Source organism: Stenotrophomonas sp. SMYL11, assembly GCF_036320005.1.
Lineage (GTDB): Bacteria > Pseudomonadota > Gammaproteobacteria > Xanthomonadales > Xanthomonadaceae > Stenotrophomonas > Stenotrophomonas maltophilia_A.
The window spans coordinates 57,098-72,987 of sequence record NZ_JAWIRS010000018.1; the positions used below are offsets into that span (position 1 = coordinate 57,098).

Consider the following 15,890-nt stretch of genomic DNA (forward strand, 5'->3'; position numbering starts at 1 on the left):
AGGAGGGGGCGGGCCACCCTTGCCTGGACCGTTGGCGCTATGGATGGCGCCATCGAGCACCATGGATGGGCTTTTGCGTGTCCAGGCAAGGGTGGCCCGCCCCCTCTCACGCAGGAGCAAGGAGGCGCCAGAGCGACCAACCCGACCGCAGCCACCGGCAAACCCCGGAAAACAGAAAAGCCCACACAAGGCGGGCTTTTTCGGTTCCTGCTGCGGCGACTGGCGCTCCCTAGGGGACTCGAACCCCTGTTTTAGCCTTGAGAGGGCCACGTCCTAACCACTAGACGAAGGGAGCGTAACTGTGTCGCTGCCGAGGCAGGAGCGCTAGTATATGCACCTCGATGCCAGTGGGCAATCCCGAAACTTCAACCGGAAGCGCCAACATCATTTCCTCTGCTACATCACCGTTCAGCCTGCGCGTCATCCCGCGCGACCAGCACACGATCTCCCGCAAGGACATCAGCCCGAACGCCCTGCGCGTGCTTTATCGCCTGCGCGATGCCGGCTTCGGCGCCTACCTTGTCGGCGGTGCGGTGCGTGATCTGCTGGTCAATGGCCAACCCAAGGATTTCGACGTGGCCACCGATGCCACGCCCGAACAGGTCAAGCAGCTGTTCCGCAACTGCCGCCTGATCGGTCGCCGTTTCCGCCTCGCCCACGTCGTGTTCGGCCGCGAGATCATCGAAGTCGCCACCTTCCGTGCCAACAGCGACGACGGCAGCGGCGACCGCGAGATGGAAAACGGCATGCTCGTGCGCGACAACGTGTACGGCACCATCGAAGACGACGCCGTCCGCCGCGACTTCACCTGCAACGCCCTGTACTACGCCATCGAGGACTTCTCGGTGCGCGATTACACCGGCGGCTTCGAAGACGTCCAGGCGCGCCTGATGAAGCTGATCGGCGACCCCGAGCAGCGCTACCAGGAAGACCCCGTACGCATGCTGCGTGCGGTGCGCCTGGCGGCCAAGCTCGGCTTCCAGATCGAAGAGGGCACCGCCGCGCCGATCCCGCACTTGGCCGGCCTGCTCAACGAAGCCGCACCGGCACGCCTGTTCGAGGAAGTGCTCAAGCTGTTCCTGTCCGGGCACGGCGTGGCAAGCTTCGAAGGCCTTGAGCGTTACGGCCTCCTCGACGTGCTGTTCCCGGAAAGTGCCAAGGCGCTGAAGTCCAACCGCACCGGCGCGCTGCGCCGCATGCTGGTCGAGGGGCTGGCCAACACTGATGCACGTGTGGCCAACGACGAGCCAGTCTCGCCGTCGTTCCTGTTCGCGTTGCTGCTGTGGCCGGCGTTCTGCCGCGCCCAGGCAACCCTGCTCAAGCAGGGTGTAGCACCGGAAGAGGCGCAGCGCCGTGCCGCCGACCGCGTCACTGTGCAGCAGCTGAGCACCATCGCGCTGCCGCGCCGGTTCTCGCTGCCGATGCAGGAGATCTGGCTGCTGCAGTCACGTTTCGGCTCGCGCCAGCGCAAGCGCGTGTTCCGTACCCTGACCCATCCGCGTTTCCGCGCTGCGTTCGACTTCCTCAGCCTGCGCCAGGTGGCCTCGGCCGAGCACGCTGCCGATGTCGAGTTCTGGCGCGAGGCACAGGCGCAGTCCGCCCGCGAACTGGAATCGTCGCTGGACGTGATGCACAGCGAAGAAGGTGATGGCGAGAGCGGGGCGCCACGCAAGCGCCGCCGTCGCCGCCGTCGTCCGGGCGCGCCGGCCGGTGCGGCTGGCGAGTAAAACGATGACCCTTGCCTGGATCGGCCTCGGCGCCAACCTTGGCGATGCGGCCGTCACCGTCGGCGCGGCGATTGCCGCGCTCGACGACCTGCCCGGTACGCGCCTGAGCCAAGCGTCGAGGTTGTACGCCACCCCGGCCTGGGGCAATGAAGATCAGCCGCCGTTCGTCAACGCGGTGGCTGCGGTCGAGACCACGCTGCCCGCCGATACGCTGCTGCAGGCGATGCTGGCGCTGGAGCAGCGTTTTGGTCGCGTACGCGATCCGGCGGTGCACTGGGGCCCGCGCGCGCTGGACCTGGACCTGCTGCTGTATGGCGCGCAGGTGCTCGACCAGCCTGGTCTGCAGGTGCCGCATCCTTACCTGCACGAGCGTGCCTTCGTGTTGGTGCCGCTGGCCGAAATCGCGCCGGATCTGGCCATTCCCGGCCATGGCCGCGTGCGGGATGCAGTGATGCGGGTGGATGCCTGCGGGATTGCGCCGATAGGGTGATAATGCCCGGGTTATCTCCCCCGGTTATCAGCACATGAGCACCCACGCAGACAGCAAGCCCTGGACCGTTCCCGCCCTGGCCGATGCCAAGCGCAATGGCCAGAAGCTGGTCATGTTGACCGCCTACGACGCTGGCTTCGCCCGCACCTTCGATGCCAATGGCATCGACCTGATCCTGATCGGCGATTCGCTGGGCATGGTCGTGCAGGGGCATGATTCGACCCTGCCGGTGACCGTGGCCGACATGGTCTACCACACCCGCGCCGTGGCCCGCGTGCTGCAGCGTGCGCTGCTGGTGGCCGACCTGCCGTTCGGTGCCGATGCCACCCCGGAACGCGCGCTGGATGCCTCGCTGCAGCTGCTGCAGGCCGGTGCCGAGATGGTCAAGATCGAAGGTGCCGGCTTCAAGGTCGACATCATTCGCTACCTGGTCGAGCGCGAGATTCCGGTCTGCGCCCATCTCGGCCTGACCCCGCAGTCGGTATTGCGCCTGGGCGGCTTCAAGATCCAGGGCCGTGGCGATGCCGCGCGCCAGCTGGTGGAAGATGCCAGGGCGGTGGCCGCTGCCGGCGCCAGCATCATGGTGCTCGAATGCGTGCCGACCCCGGTCGCCGCGGAAGTGACCGCGGCGGTGGAGGTGCCGACCATCGGCATCGGTGCCGGCCCGCAGTGCGATGGCCAGGTGCTGGTGCTGCACGATTTCCTCGGCCTGGACAGTGGTCATCGCCGTCCCAAGTTCGTCAAGGATTTCCTTGCCGAAGGCGGTTCGGTGGCTGGTGCCACCCGCGCCTATGCCGACGCGGTGCGCGACGGCAGTTTCCCCGACGAACAGCACGCGTACGCCCAATGATCCAGACCTTCAACGAGCTCGGCGCGCTGCGCGAGCAGATCGCCCAGTGGAAGCGCGAGGGCCTGCGCGTGGCGCTGGTGCCGACCATGGGCAACCTGCATGGTGGCCACCATTCGCTGGTGACCCTGGCCCGCCAGTACGCCGACAAGGTGGTGGCGAGCATCTTCGTCAACCCGACCCAGTTCGGGCCGAACGAGGATTTCAGCCGCTACCCGCGCACGCCCGAGGCCGACGTGGCCGGGCTGGAGCAGGCCGCCTGCGATGCGGTGTGGCTGCCCAGCGTCGAGGTGATGTACCCGCTGGGCGTGGACAAAACCACGCGCATGCACGCGCCGGGCGTGAGTGAAGTGCTGGAAGGCGCCAGCCGTCCGGGGCACTTCGATGGCGTGTGCACGGTGGTGGCGCGCCTGTTCCTGCAGGTGCAGCCGGATGTAGCCGTGTTCGGCCGCAAGGATTACCAGCAGCTGGCGGTCATCCGCCAGATGGTGGCCGAGCTGTCGTTCCCGATCCAGATCGTCGGTGCGGACATCGTGCGCGACGAGGATGGCCTGGCCAAGAGTTCGCGCAACCAGTACCTGAGCGCCGAACAGCGCCCGCTTGCGACCACCATCCACCGCACCCTGCTGGGCATGCGCGAAGGCTACGTGGCCGGGCAGGCACGTGATCGCATCGAGGCCGACGCCACGGCGGCATTGCAGGCGGCCGGTTTCCAGGTCGACTATGCGGTGCTGCGCACCCCGGAGCTGGCCGAGCCGACCTTCGACGGCGGTGGCCGCGTGGCGCTTATCGCCGCACGCCTGGGTACCACGCGCCTGATCGACAACCTGGAGTTCTGAGCCACATGCGGCTCCGGGGCGCCCGCAACGGGCGCCTCTCGACTTCCCACGGACGGGAGACCGGAAATGAAGACCCCCAGCACCGATACCGGCCGTCTTGCCCAGGCCTCGATCCTGGCGGTGCTGGCCGCCGGCATGCTGCCGGCCCAGCTGTTTGGCGGCCTGTTGTTCGCGCTTGAATTCAGGCGCACGCCGATGCCTGCGATTACCGGCGGTGGGCTGATGTTCGTGTTGGCCGTGAGCAACGCGATCGCGGTGTTGCTGCCGATGGCGCTGATCCTGCAGTCTCAACAGCGGCTGCGCCGGACCGGATTCGTGCTGGTCGGCTCAGGGCTGGGCGCGTTGGCCATGGCCACCTGCACCTGGCCGGGCGCGGACAATGGTCCGCTGCTGCAGCGCCTGCGCTATGTCGACACCTTCGACGTGATCAGCTATGCCTTGCAGGTGCTGGCCGCAGGTGGCTTCGGCCTGGTCGCCGGGCTGGCCTTCCATACGGTGTTCCGGCTGTCTCTGGAGGGCAGTTCCGGGCGTGCCGCGCCGCCGCCGCCGGGGGAGGGGGCCTGAACAGCCTTCAGCGTCCTGCTGCGGCCCCCTGACGATGGCCAAGCGGGTGCTAGAATCCGCTCTTTCCTTTGCCGTTGCAGCGCCCCCATGCACCTGTCCCTGCTCAAGACCAAGATCCACCGCGCCACCGTCACCCATTCCGAGCTGAACTACGAAGGCTCGATCGCCATCGACGACGACCTGCTGGCTGCCACGGGCATCCGCGAGTTCGAGCAGGTGCACATCTGGGACGTGACCAACGGTGCGCGCTTCTCGACCTACGCCATCCGCGCCGAAGCCGGCAGCGGCGTTGTCTCGCTCAACGGTGGTGCTGCGCGCCACGTGCAGGTCGGTGACATCATCATCATCGCCGCGTTCGCCAGCATGACCGAGCAGGAAGCTGACAGCTTCAAGCCGAAGCTGGTGTACGTTGATGGCAAGAACCAGATCACCCACACCAACGACACGATCCCGACCCAGGCCGCATGACAACGAACAACGGATTCGACTCGCTGCACTCCCACGCCCAGCGCCTGAAGGGCGCAAGCATTCCCAGCCTGCTCGCCGCCGAACCCGGCCGCGTGCAGGATCTGGCGCTGCGGGTCGGTCCGTTGTACGTCAACTTCGCGCGGCAGAAATACGATGCCGCGGCGCTGCAGGCGTTGCTGGCGCTGGCTGCCGAGCGTGATGTCGGTGGCGCCATCACCCGCCTGTTCCGTGGCGAGCAGGTCAACCTGACCGAAGGTCGCGCAGCGCTGCATACCGCGCTGCGCGGCGACGTGGTCGATGCGCCGGTTGCAGCCGAGGCCTATGCCACCGCGCGTGGGATCCGCCAGCGCATGGGCGTGCTGGTGCGTGCGCTGGAAGACAGCGGCGTCACTGACGTGGTCAGCGTCGGCATCGGTGGTTCCGATCTCGGTCCGCGCCTGGTCGCCGATGCGTTGCGCCCGGTCACCGGTGCGCGCCTGCGCGTGCATTTCGTATCGAACGTGGACGGCGCCGCCATGCAGCGCACACTGGCCACGCTGGATCCGGCGAAGACCGCCGGCATCCTCATCTCCAAGACCTTCGGTACGCAGGAAACCCTGCTCAACGGCCAGATCCTGCACGACTGGTTGGGCGGCAGCGAGCGCCTGTATGCGGTCAGCGCCAATCCGGAACGCGCCGCCAAGGCCTTCGCCATCGCCGCCGATCGCGTACTGCCGATGTGGGACTGGGTCGGTGGCCGTTATTCGCTGTGGTCGGCCGTCGGTTTCCCGATCGCGCTGGCAATCGGCTTCGAGCGCTTTGAACAGTTGCTGGAAGGCGCGGCGCAGATGGATGCGCATGCGCTGGATGCACCGCTGGAGCGCAACCTGCCGGTGCTGCACGGGCTGACCGACATCTGGAACCGCAACCTGCTGGGCCATGCCACGCACGCGGTGATGACCTACGACCAGCGTCTGGCGCTGCTGCCGGCCTACCTGCAGCAGCTGGTGATGGAAAGCCTGGGCAAGCGCGTGCAGCGCGACGGCCAGCCGGTCACCACCGACACCGTACCGGTGTGGTGGGGCGGCGCGGGCACCGATGTGCAGCACAGCTTCTTCCAGGCACTGCACCAGGGCACCAGCATCGTTCCGGCAGATTTCATCGGCTGCGTGCATAACGACGATCCCTACACGATCAATCACCAGGCCCTGCTGGCCAATCTGCTGGCGCAGACTGAAGCACTGGCCAATGGCCAGAGCAGCGACGACCCGCACCGTGATTACCCGGGCGGCCGCCCGAGCACGCTGATCCTGCTCGACGCGCTGACCCCGCAGGCGCTGGGCGCACTGATCGCCATGTACGAACACGCCGTGTACGTGCAGTCGGTGATCTGGAACATCAATGCCTTCGACCAGTTCGGTGTCGAGCTTGGCAAGCAGCTGGCCAGTGGCCTGTTGCCGGCGCTGCAGGGTGAGGATGTGGCGATTGCCGATCCGATGACCCGCGAGATCCTGGCGCAGCTGAAGGGCTGACCCGGCCTGCGGATGTGCCGGCGCCGGCCGGCCATCCCATGCCTTTCCCGTTGCGTTCGATCCGGTCGTGCATGAATGTCCGCGCGGCCACGCATTCCGTGTCGTTTCCGTGCTGCGCATGCAGCGCATCCGCGTGCCTGCCGCAGCGCAGCTTGACTGTGCATCGCGTGCCAATGCAGTGTGCACGGGCGGCTGTACCTGTCATCCAGTATCGCTCGCAGCATGATGTTGATGCCAGGGACTGGCCGTATCCGAAGGGACGTGGAATCGATCCATGTCCTCAACGCCTCATGTTGTGAATGACAGGAGATTGCGAATGGATCTGAACGACGATGTTGTGTCCGGCTGGCTCAATGGCTCGGACGATGTGGATGGGTGTGCCAACCCTGCGGGTTCGCTGTTCATCTACGGTGCGGCAGCCACCGAAGCGGCCCTCACCGGAGCTTCGGACACCATGATCACCGGGGGCACCAACGAGTGCACCACCACGGTATCGGTGATCAACCACTGCCTGTGTTGCTGATGTAACCCGAGCCGGCACGCAGAGGCATGCAGCTGCGTGCCGGCGACTGGAACAGACTTCCCGATATCTCGCAGGGGGCGTAATGACCGCTTCTCCGGCTGCGGCCGCGTTTGCGCGCATCACCGAACATTTCCTTGCCCAGGCGCGCGCTGCGCTGGTTGCCGGCCTGCATGATCCCGCCATTGCACTGCAGCCTGGCGAGCGCGATCTGCTGCATGCACGGGGCGATGCGGCACTGCGTGAGCATGCCCAGCTCAAACTCAACCGCGTGCTGCTGCTGGAACTGCACGCCGCTGCGCGCAGCGGTGACATCAGCCCGCTTGACAGCGCTTGGGTGCTGGACGAATTCGTTGCCCTGGCCACCAGCGAGTGCTTCCGCACGCATCTGCAGCGACGCTATCCGGTGCTGCTGCCGCGCCTGACGCGCATGCTCGAAGGACAATGTGCGGCAGTGGTGGAGCTCGCTGTTCGCATCGGCAGCGATCGTGCGGCGCTGGCAGAGTTGCTGGGTGCGCCGGCGGGCACGCTGCATGCCGTTGCATTGGGACGGGGTGACCTGCATGGTGGCGGCCGGACCGTGGCACGGCTGCAGTTCGATGGCGGCACGGTGATGTACAAGCCACGCTCATTGCGCATCGATGCGACGCTTGATGGCCTGTTGTCCACGGTCTTCGGTGACGGCCCTGACCGTGTATGCGTGCCGAAGGTAGTTGATCGTGGCAGCCACGGCTGGGCCGCCTTCGCCGCGCACCGCTACTGTGCCGATGATCTTGAACTGCGTACCTACTACCGCGGTCTTGGCCATTGGCTGGCAATCCTGCGCCTGGTCGGTGGCACCGACATCCATCTGGAGAATCTGATCGCGGTCGGGCCGGTGCCGGTTGTGGTCGACGCCGAAAGCGTGTTCTCCCGGGTAATCGACATCGAGTCATCAGGGCTTGGCGATGCGTACGACACCGCCGTCAAGCTGATGCGTAATTCAGTGCTGCGTACCGGAATCGTGCCGTTCCGTACTGCCGGCCTGGGCATGGAAGGCGTGGATCTGTCCGCAGCTGGCGCACTGCCGGGCGAGCAGCCGCGGGTGCAGGTGCCGGTGATTGTCGAGGACGGGACGGAACCGGCCCGCTTGGGCATGGTCGAGGCCGAAGTCGCCATCGCACAGAACCACCCCAGTCCACAGCCGGACGTTTCGTTGTACTGGGATCACATCAGCGAGGGCTTCATCGACGCCAGTGGGCGCCTGCGCGCGCTCGATGCGAAGGGCGAACTGATGCCACTCCTGGCGGCTTTCGAGGGCTGCCAGGTGCGGGATGTGCGGCGGCCGACAATGGCCTACGCCGAGCTCGGGCGGATGCTCTGGCATCCAGCCTCGCTGCACAAGGAAGCCCAGGCGGTTGAACGCGCGATCGATCTGCTGGTGCGCAATGCAGCGGTGTCACCGGCTGCGCCATCGGACCTGGAAACCGTACGTGGAGAAGTGGACGACCTGCGCCACGGTGACATTCCGATCTTCACTTCGCAGCTGGACGCGACCCGCATCCGCTCCATCGCCGACAACTGGCGTGCGATGCGCATCGACCTCGAAGACGTGACCATCCGCAGCACGTTGGTGGCCACCGACCTGAACCAGCATGCGCTGGCCCGCGCCGAGGCTCGGTCCGGCTACAGCTATGCCGCACAGCATCCGCGTGCGGACGACCTGGATGCACGCCGTCGCACGCTGGCCGCGCGCGCGGTGGAGAGCCTGCTGCGGCTGGCGGTGCACGGCGAAGACGGTTCGATGACCTGGATCACGCCCGAGGTGACGCGTACCGGGTGGACCGTCCAGCCGGTGCAGCCCGACCTGTACTTCGGGCTGGGAGGCATTGCGTTCGCACTGGCGGCCTACCGCCGGGAAGTGGAGCAGGGCCGCGCCGATCCGGTGGCTGGGCTGGATCCGGCCATCGAAGGCGCCATTGCGGTGTTCCAGACCATGTGCGAGCGCCATCCCGCCGGGATCGATGGTGGATTCGTCGGCACGGGCTCGCAGATCTGGACCCTGCTGGCATTGCATGATCTGCTGCAGCGCCCGGCACTGCTTGCGCTGGCCGAGCGCTGTGCGGAAGGAGTGGAACGTCGTGGTTTCCAGGGGCCGGTAAAGTTCGAACTGATTGATGGCGTGTCCGGCATGATCCTGCCGTTGCTGGCGCTGGCCGAGGCCACCGGCAGATCGCGCTGGCTGGAGTTGGCGGCTGCGGCCGGGCGCCGCATGCAGGAAGCGGCGATCGTCGATGCCGACGGCGCACGCTGGCCGACGCCACAGTTCCGCGAGCCGATTGGTGGCTTTGGCCACGGCGCGATGGGCATGGGCTGGGCGCTGGCACGGCTGGCGCGTTCGGATGCCGGCAGCGTGCCCGAGCGGGCCGCCTGGCGGCAGTTGGCCGAAGGAGCGTTTGCGTTCCAGGCGGCGCTGTTCGAGCCGCATACCGGGCGCTGGCGCGATATCCACCTGCAGGACGGGCAGAAGAACTTCCCGACCTGGTGCCATGGCAGCGTCGGCATCGGTCTGGCGGCAGCGGATCTGTATGCCCGCACCGGCGATCCCGCGCAGTTGCGTGACATGCGGCGGGCTGTGGCCGACGCGCGCGGCAAATGGGGGTTCAGCCACACCCTGTGCCATGGCGATGTGTCCACCCGGGAGCTGCTGGTGCTGGCGGCTGCGTTGGATCCGGAGGGGTGTCCCTATCCGCAGGACGAGGCCGCCATCGAGATCGTTTCTTCGATCGAGGAGCACCAGGGCATGGTCGGCGGACTGACCCGCGCGGCCTTTACTCCGGGCCTGATGATCGGCCTGGCAGGGGCGATCTATGGCTTCCTGCGCATGCATCCGGCCTGCGCGCTGCCGTCGCCGTTGCTGCAGGAGACGGCGGCGGCGCGGGTCGATGCCCCAGCATCGCGTTCCAGTGCCGCGCAGGACCGACCGGCGCTGGCCGAGGTCTGAGCCGGACGGGTCCGGTCGCGATCAGCGGCTGGGATCGCGTTCCGGGCTTGGCCGCTTTGCCAGCTTGCGCTGCAGCGAACGACGGTGCATGCCGAGCAGGCGCGCTGCCGCGGACACGTTGCCGCCGGTCTCGTGCATCGCCTGCTGGATGTGTTCCCACTGCAGGCGGCTGATCGGCGTCATCGCATCAGGCACTTCCATTTCGCCATCGTCGGCCGGGCCGTCGTCTTCCTCGCCGAGGGCGCGCAGGATCATCGGCACCGTGGCCGGCTTCGGCAGGTAGTCGTCGGCACCGAGCTTGATCGCCTCCACCGCGGTGGCGATGCTGGCGTAGCCGGTCACCAGCAGGATCCGCATGTCCGCGCGCAGGGCACGCAATGGTTGGATCAGCGCCAGGCCGGAATCGCTGCCCAGCTTCAGGTCGATCAGCGCGAACGCCGGCGGATGCTGGCGGGCCAGTGCCAGTGCACTGGCAGCATCCTGTGCGGTCTGCGTTTCAAGCCCCTTGCGGGCCAGGCTGCGCTGCAGGGTACGCAGGTACAGCTCGTCGTCGTCGACCAGCAGGCCGAGAGTGGAGTGGTGAAGGCTCATGGGGTGTCCTCGCGTGGGGCCAGCGGCAGGCGGAAGCCGACGCGGCTGCCGGCCCCCTGGGCCGGGCGCATCCACATCTCGCCGTCGAGGCGTTCGATGGTGGCATGGGACAGGGCCAGGCCGACGCCCATGCCCTCGCTTTTGCTGCTGCCGAACAGCTTGCCCGGGAGCACCGCGGCACGCGCGTCGAAGCCGTGGCCGTAGTCGCGGACTTCGCCGATCAGGTCGTCGCCTTCGATGCGCAGGTCCAGGTCCACGCGCGGCCGGCCGGCCTGTTCGCCGGCATCGGCGGCATTGTTGAGCAGGACCATCAAAAGATGGCCCACGCCCGGGTCGAGTGGCAGCCGCAGCGGCGCATCGTCATTGCGATGCAGGTCGATGGTCGGCCGCACCAGGCGCCACTGTTCCAGTACCTGCTGGGCGCTGGAGTGGCTGCGACCCGGTGCATCGGCCGAGGCCGGTGCGGCCAGCGCCAGCACGCGCTCGCGGCACTGCACCAGCAGCTCGCGCAGGGTTTCCATGTCCTCGCGCACTTCCGGCTCTTCGCTGCGCTCGGCCACGTCATCGGCGAGCAGGGTCATGGTCGCCAGCGGCGTATTCAGTTCATGCGCCACCGAGGCGGCATGGGTGGCCAGGGCGACGATGCCCTCGTTGCGGGCGAAGCGTTCGCGCAGGGCCGACAGTTCAAGTTCGCGCTGGCGCAGCGCCAGTGCCAGGCGGGTGGAGAAGGTCAGCACGACCGCTGCGGAAATCAGGAAATTGGCGACCACGCCCCAGCGGTTGAGGTCCTGGGCGCGGAAATAGCCATCCGGCAGCGACTGGCCGAAGATGCCGCTGGCGGCGTAGCCGAGCAGGCAGGCCAGCGCGACCGCCAGTGCCCAGCGCAGGGGCAGGGCGAACGCGGCGAGCGCGATCAGGATCAGGAACAGCGAGCTGAACGGGTTGGCCATGCCGCCACTCCAGCCCACCATCCAGGTCAGGATGATCACGTCCACCAGAATGTGGCCGAATGCGGTCAGTGGCGCGGTGTCGGCCGCCTCCGGGCGCAGCTGGGTGTAGATGTTGAACAGGGTCAGTACCGCCACGCCCGCCCACAACGGCAGCTGCGGCAACGGCAGGCCCAGCACCCAGGTGGCAACCAGGATGGTGGCGGCCTGGCCACCTACGGCAAGCCAGCGCAGGCTGCACAGGGTTCGGAGAAACGGGGCGTCGGGACCGGTCATTCACGCTCATCGTATGCGTTCACGCGTGACCGTGCCTGCGACAATCGGCCGCACCCGTGCCGCCGGCTGAATGCGAGTGACCCGGAATGCGGAGGCGGGCGTTAGAATGCGCCCATGCACGACGCCGTTACCCGCCCGACGCCCCCTTCCGATGCCACTGCCTGGCCCCGCCGCCAGACCCATGCCGTCCAGATCGGCGGGGTCACCGTAGGCGGAGGCAAGCCGGTCGTGGTGCAGTCGATGACCAACACCGATACCTCCGACGTGGCCTCCAGCGTGAAGCAGGTGGCCGAGTTGTGGCGTGCGGGTTCGGAAATGGTGCGGCTGACCGTCAACACCGTGGAAGCCGCTGCGGCGATCCCGCGCATTGTCGACAAGCTTGCGATGATGGGCATCGACGTGCCGCTGATCGGTGACTTCCATTACAACGGCCATCAGCTGCTGACCGCCGAACCGGCGTGTGCCGAAGCGCTGGCCAAGTACCGCATCAACCCGGGCAACGTCGGCTTCGGCAAGAAGAAGGACCTGCAGTTCGCCCAGTTGATCGAGTTCGCGATCCGCTACAACAAGCCGGTGCGCATCGGCGCCAACTGGGGCTCGCTGGACCAGGCACTGGCGGCGAAGCTGATGGACGAGAACAACCTGCGTGAGCAGCCCTGGGACGCCGGCCGCGTGCTGCGCGAGGCGCTGATCCGCTCGGCGCTGGATTCGGCAGAGCAGGCGGTGGAGCTCGGCCTGCCGCGCGACCGCATCGTACTGTCGGCCAAGGTCAGTGGCGTGCAGGAGCTGATCGCGGTGTACCGGGACCTGGCCCAGCGCTCGGATTTCGCCCTGCACCTGGGCCTGACCGAGGCCGGTATCGGCAGCAAGGGCATCGTCGCCTCGTCCGCGGCGCTCAGTGTGCTGCTGCAGGAGGGCATCGGTGACACCATCCGCATCTCGCTGACCCCGGAACCGGGCCAGTCGCGTACGCAGGAAGTGATCGTCGCCCAGGAGCTGCTGCAGACCACCGGCCAGCGCGCCTTCACGCCGCTGGTCACCGCCTGCCCAGGCTGCGGCCGCACCACCTCCGAGTTCTTCCAGGAGCTTGCCAAGGTGGTACAGAACCACGTGCGCGAGAAGATGCCGCTGTGGAAGATCCACCACCCGGGTGCGGAGAACATGACCCTGGCGGTGATGGGCTGCATCGTCAACGGGCCAGGTGAGTCGCGCCATGCCAACATCGGCATCTCGCTGCCGGGCACCGGTGAAACCCCGGCTGCGCCCGTGTTCGTCGATGGCGAGAAGAAGGTGACCCTGCGTGGCGACAACATCGCCCAGGAATTCGTCGCCCTGATCGACGATTACGTCGAACACAAGTATGTCCGAAGCGCCGGATAAGCCTGCGATCCTCGCTGCACCGGAGTCCGCCTCCGGCTTCCGCCACTGGATGGCGCGCAACGCCTGGCGCCTGGTCCTGTTGTTCGGTGGCGTACTGCTGCCGCTGGCAGGCTTTGTCGCCCTGGCGGACGAAGTGCACGAGTTTGAATCGTTCCATTTCGACGCGCCGCTGCTGTGGCAGATGCATGGCCTGCATTCGCCGTGGCTGGACCGCTTCTTCGTGCTCATCTCGAAACTGGGCTACGAGTGGTTCCTGATCCCGGCCGACCTGCTGATCATCGGCGTGCTGCTGGGCTACCGGCGTTGGCGTGAGGCCACCTTCGTGGCGGTCAGCTTCGTCGGCTCGGCGCTGCTGAACATGGGCAGCAAGCACTTCTTCCAGCGCCAGCGGCCGAGCCTGTGGGAATCGATCGCGCCGGAATCGACGTTCAGCTTCCCCAGCGGCCATGCGATGGGCTCGATGACCCTGGCGGTGACCCTGGTACTGCTGGCCTGGAACACCCGCTGGCGCTGGCCGGTGCTGCTGCTGGCACCGGCATTCAGCCTGCTGGTCAGCGTGTCCCGGGTCTACCTGGGGGTGCATTACCCCTCCGATATCCTGGCCGGATGGTGTGCCGCGCTGGTTTGGGTGGTAGGGTGCTATCTGGTCATGTTCAGTCGCCGGCACCCATGGCGACGTCACGGCTCGCCGCCAGCGAAGGCCAGCGAAGCATCATCACAGGGGGTTTGACGTGGATGGCCGTTGAGGGACGTCTACGTGATAGATCAGTTGTTTCGTTGCAGCAGGTTCTGCAAGACAGGGGGCAAGCACAACGCGCCGTACTGTGATGCGCAAGGCAGATCGCCGCCGCCGCATTCCAGACGCGCTTGCAGGGTATCGGCACCCTGCCTAGCTTGACCTGCAATGGCCGCATTCGAAGAGGTACGTGAATGACGATTCGAGTCTACCTGGTGGATGACCACGCGCTGGTCCGCACCGGGATGAAGATGATTCTGTCGGGGGAAACCGACATCGAAGTGGTGGGCGAAGCCGAGACCGGCGAAGACGCGCTGCGTGAAGTCCGCCAGCTGCTGCCCGATGTGGTGCTGTGTGACCTGCACCTGCCGGGTGTGAGCGGCATGGAAGTGACCGAGCGCATCGTGCGCAGCCACCGCAATACCGGCGTGGTGATCGTGTCGGTGCTGGAAGATGGCCCGCTGCCGAAGCGGCTGCTCGAGGCTGGCGCCGCCGGTTACATCGGCAAGGGCTGCGATGCGCAGGAGCTGTTGCGCGCGGTGCGTGACGTGGCCGGTGGCCGCCGTTACCTGGGCACCAGCATCGCGCAGAATCTGGCCCTGTCGACGGTGGAAGGCAACGGTTCGCCGTTCGACAGCCTGTCGCCGCGCGAGCTGGAGGTGGCGTTGCTGCTGACCCAGGGCCTGCGCCAGGAAGACATCGCGCGGCGGTTGAGCCTGAGTGCGAAGACGGTGAACACGCACAAGGCGCGCTTGTTCGAGAAGATGGGAATCCACGACAACATCGCGCTGGCGCGGATGGCCAGCCAGTACGGGCTGGTGGATCCGGCACGGCCGTTGTGAGGGATTCGGCCAACGGCTGAGCCCCTCGCGGTGGAGTGCGGTTGGATTCTGGGGGATGGCCGGGCGGATGCGCTGTGCAGGGGGCGCTGCAAGTACGTCCATGTAAGGTCGGTCGCCGCATCCATGCGGCTCACGCCCCTGCACAACCCATCCGCCCGGCCACGGACAGGTTCCGTGCGCGTCCACCGCGGAAAGAAGAAGGGAAAAGCGAGAGCGGGTCGCGCGCTGCGCGCGCTCTGGATGATGGTTCTGTAGAGCCGAGCCCATGCTCGGCTGCTTTCCGTTCCGCTGGCGCGGAGCCGAGCGTGGGCTCGGCTCTACACCCGCGTCGGCTCAGTGGCCGCGCACGCGCTTGATGATCTTGGCGGCGTCGGCGGCGCTGGCGCGCACCTTGTCCCATTCGCCGTTGGCGATCCAGTTGCCCGGTACCATCCACGAACCGCCGATGCAGACCACGTTCTTCTGCTCGAGGTATTCGGCGGCGGTGTTTTCGGTGATGCCACCGGTCGGGCACAGCTTCAGGTCCGCCACCGGCCCTGCAAGTCCCTTGATCATCGCCAGCCCGCCCACGGCGGTGGCCGGGAACAGCTTGCACACGCGGAAGCCGCGCGCATACAGCGACAGCAGCTCGGTTGGCGTCGCCGCACCCGGCACCACCGGCAGCGGCGCTGCGGCCAGGGCATCAGCCAGCGCCGGCGGCGTACCCGGGGTCACCAGGAAGTCCGCGCCCGCATCGATCGACTGCTGCATCTGCTCCACGGTCAGCACCGTACCGGCGCCCACCACCACATCCGGCAGCTCACGCTTGAGCATCGCCAGCGCTTCCATCGCCACCGGCGTACGCAGCGTCAGCTCGATCGCCGGCAGGCCACCTTCCAGCAGCGCCGCACTGACTGCACGTGCCTGGTCCAGCGTATGAATCGTCACCACCGGCAGGATGCCCGCCGCACGCAACAGCTCCGCCGCCTTCACCTGATGTTGTTCGATACCCATGCTTTTGCCCTTGCCTTTGCTCTTCTTGATTCAGTGGCCGCAGCGCAAATGACGCGCCGGGAATTGTCCAAGGGCAGTAGAGCGCCCTGGCCGGGACCGTGAGCGGCATGGATGCCGCGATCGAGCCCCCATGGATGGGTTTACGGCGTGTCCCGGCCAGGGCGCTCTACTGCCCA

At 67.0% G+C, this 15,890-nt stretch carries 15 protein-coding genes and 1 tRNA gene; 12 read left to right on the plus strand and 4 right to left on the minus strand.

All coding sequences use genetic code 11. The features are described from left to right. Window positions 1–220: 220 nt before the first annotated feature. Window positions 221–295: transfer RNA gene (locus V3B46_RS19125), tRNA-Glu, on the minus strand. A gap of 52 nt (window positions 296–347) precedes the next feature. Here V3B46_RS19125 and pcnB point away from each other — a divergent pair. From pcnB to V3B46_RS19170, 9 genes are all read left to right on the plus strand, one after another. Further along, the gene (gene pcnB / locus V3B46_RS19130; RefSeq protein WP_329892645.1) at window positions 348–1,727 is read left to right on the plus strand and encodes a polynucleotide adenylyltransferase PcnB; all 1,380 of its coding nucleotides are present in this window, start codon (window positions 348–350) and stop codon (window positions 1,725–1,727) included. A gap of 4 nt (window positions 1,728–1,731) precedes the next feature. Continuing rightward, complete coding sequence (gene folK, locus V3B46_RS19135; protein WP_049423508.1) at window positions 1,732–2,217, plus strand: 2-amino-4-hydroxy-6-hydroxymethyldihydropteridine diphosphokinase; 486 nt, start codon at window positions 1,732–1,734, stop codon at window positions 2,215–2,217. A 34-nt stretch (window positions 2,218–2,251) separates the two neighbouring features. After that, window positions 2,252–3,067: a 3-methyl-2-oxobutanoate hydroxymethyltransferase gene (gene panB / locus V3B46_RS19140; RefSeq protein WP_329892646.1), complete on the plus strand. Its 816-nt coding sequence runs from the start codon at window positions 2,252–2,254 to the stop codon at window positions 3,065–3,067. Next, on the plus strand, window positions 3,064–3,903 hold the full coding sequence (gene panC / locus V3B46_RS19145; RefSeq protein WP_154263119.1) for a pantoate--beta-alanine ligase: 840 nt from the start codon (window positions 3,064–3,066) through the stop codon (window positions 3,901–3,903). The genes panB and panC overlap by 4 nt, the downstream gene beginning before the upstream one ends. Window positions 3,904–3,969: 66 nt before the next feature. Beyond that, complete coding sequence (locus V3B46_RS19150) at window positions 3,970–4,467, plus strand: hypothetical protein (protein ID WP_329892647.1); 498 nt, start codon at window positions 3,970–3,972, stop codon at window positions 4,465–4,467. Between the two features lie 87 nt (window positions 4,468–4,554). Beyond that, a complete protein-coding gene (panD, locus tag V3B46_RS19155) occupies window positions 4,555–4,935 on the plus strand; it encodes an aspartate 1-decarboxylase (RefSeq protein ID WP_154263121.1) in 381 nt (126 codons plus the stop codon). Beyond that, window positions 4,932–6,446, plus strand: coding sequence for a glucose-6-phosphate isomerase (gene pgi, locus V3B46_RS19160; protein ID WP_049423515.1), 1,515 nt, complete (start codon window positions 4,932–4,934; stop codon window positions 6,444–6,446). The genes panD and pgi overlap by 4 nt, the downstream gene beginning before the upstream one ends. Window positions 6,447–6,762: 316 nt before the next feature. Then, complete coding sequence (locus tag V3B46_RS19165; RefSeq protein WP_010484314.1) at window positions 6,763–6,969, plus strand: DUF6229 family protein; 207 nt, start codon at window positions 6,763–6,765, stop codon at window positions 6,967–6,969. 82 nt (window positions 6,970–7,051) lie between these two features. Further along, window positions 7,052–9,949, plus strand: coding sequence for a type 2 lanthipeptide synthetase LanM family protein (locus tag V3B46_RS19170; protein WP_329892648.1), 2,898 nt, complete (start codon window positions 7,052–7,054; stop codon window positions 9,947–9,949). A gap of 21 nt (window positions 9,950–9,970) precedes the next feature. Here the strand turns inward: V3B46_RS19170 and V3B46_RS19175 are convergent, their stop codons facing one another. Both V3B46_RS19175 and V3B46_RS19180 read right to left on the minus strand, forming a co-directional pair. After that, entirely contained in the window at window positions 9,971–10,540 is a 570-nt protein-coding gene (locus tag V3B46_RS19175; RefSeq protein ID WP_012510702.1) for a response regulator transcription factor, read from the minus strand. Beyond that, the gene (locus V3B46_RS19180; protein WP_094000016.1) at window positions 10,537–11,763 is read right to left on the minus strand and encodes an ATP-binding protein; all 1,227 of its coding nucleotides are present in this window, start codon (window positions 11,761–11,763) and stop codon (window positions 10,537–10,539) included. The genes V3B46_RS19175 and V3B46_RS19180 overlap by 4 nt, the downstream gene beginning before the upstream one ends. A gap of 114 nt (window positions 11,764–11,877) precedes the next feature. Here V3B46_RS19180 and ispG point away from each other — a divergent pair, with 114 nt between their 5' ends. The 3 genes from ispG to V3B46_RS19195 all read left to right on the plus strand — a co-directional run bounded on the left by ispG (window position 11,878) and on the right by V3B46_RS19195 (window position 14,721). Then, the gene (gene ispG, locus V3B46_RS19185; protein WP_106467705.1) at window positions 11,878–13,143 is read left to right on the plus strand and encodes a flavodoxin-dependent (E)-4-hydroxy-3-methylbut-2-enyl-diphosphate synthase; all 1,266 of its coding nucleotides are present in this window, start codon (window positions 11,878–11,880) and stop codon (window positions 13,141–13,143) included. Next, window positions 13,124–13,873, plus strand: coding sequence for a phosphatase PAP2 family protein (locus V3B46_RS19190; RefSeq protein WP_329892649.1), 750 nt, complete (start codon window positions 13,124–13,126; stop codon window positions 13,871–13,873). The genes ispG and V3B46_RS19190 overlap by 20 nt, the downstream gene beginning before the upstream one ends. Window positions 13,874–14,073: 200 nt before the next feature. Further along, complete coding sequence (locus V3B46_RS19195; RefSeq protein WP_329892650.1) at window positions 14,074–14,721, plus strand: response regulator; 648 nt, start codon at window positions 14,074–14,076, stop codon at window positions 14,719–14,721. 333 nt (window positions 14,722–15,054) lie between these two features. Here V3B46_RS19195 and V3B46_RS19200 read toward each other — a convergent pair whose 3' ends face one another. Beyond that, window positions 15,055–15,714: a bifunctional 4-hydroxy-2-oxoglutarate aldolase/2-dehydro-3-deoxy-phosphogluconate aldolase gene (locus tag V3B46_RS19200; RefSeq protein ID WP_004153124.1), complete on the minus strand. Its 660-nt coding sequence runs from the start codon at window positions 15,712–15,714 to the stop codon at window positions 15,055–15,057. Window positions 15,715–15,890 lie beyond the last annotated feature (176 nt).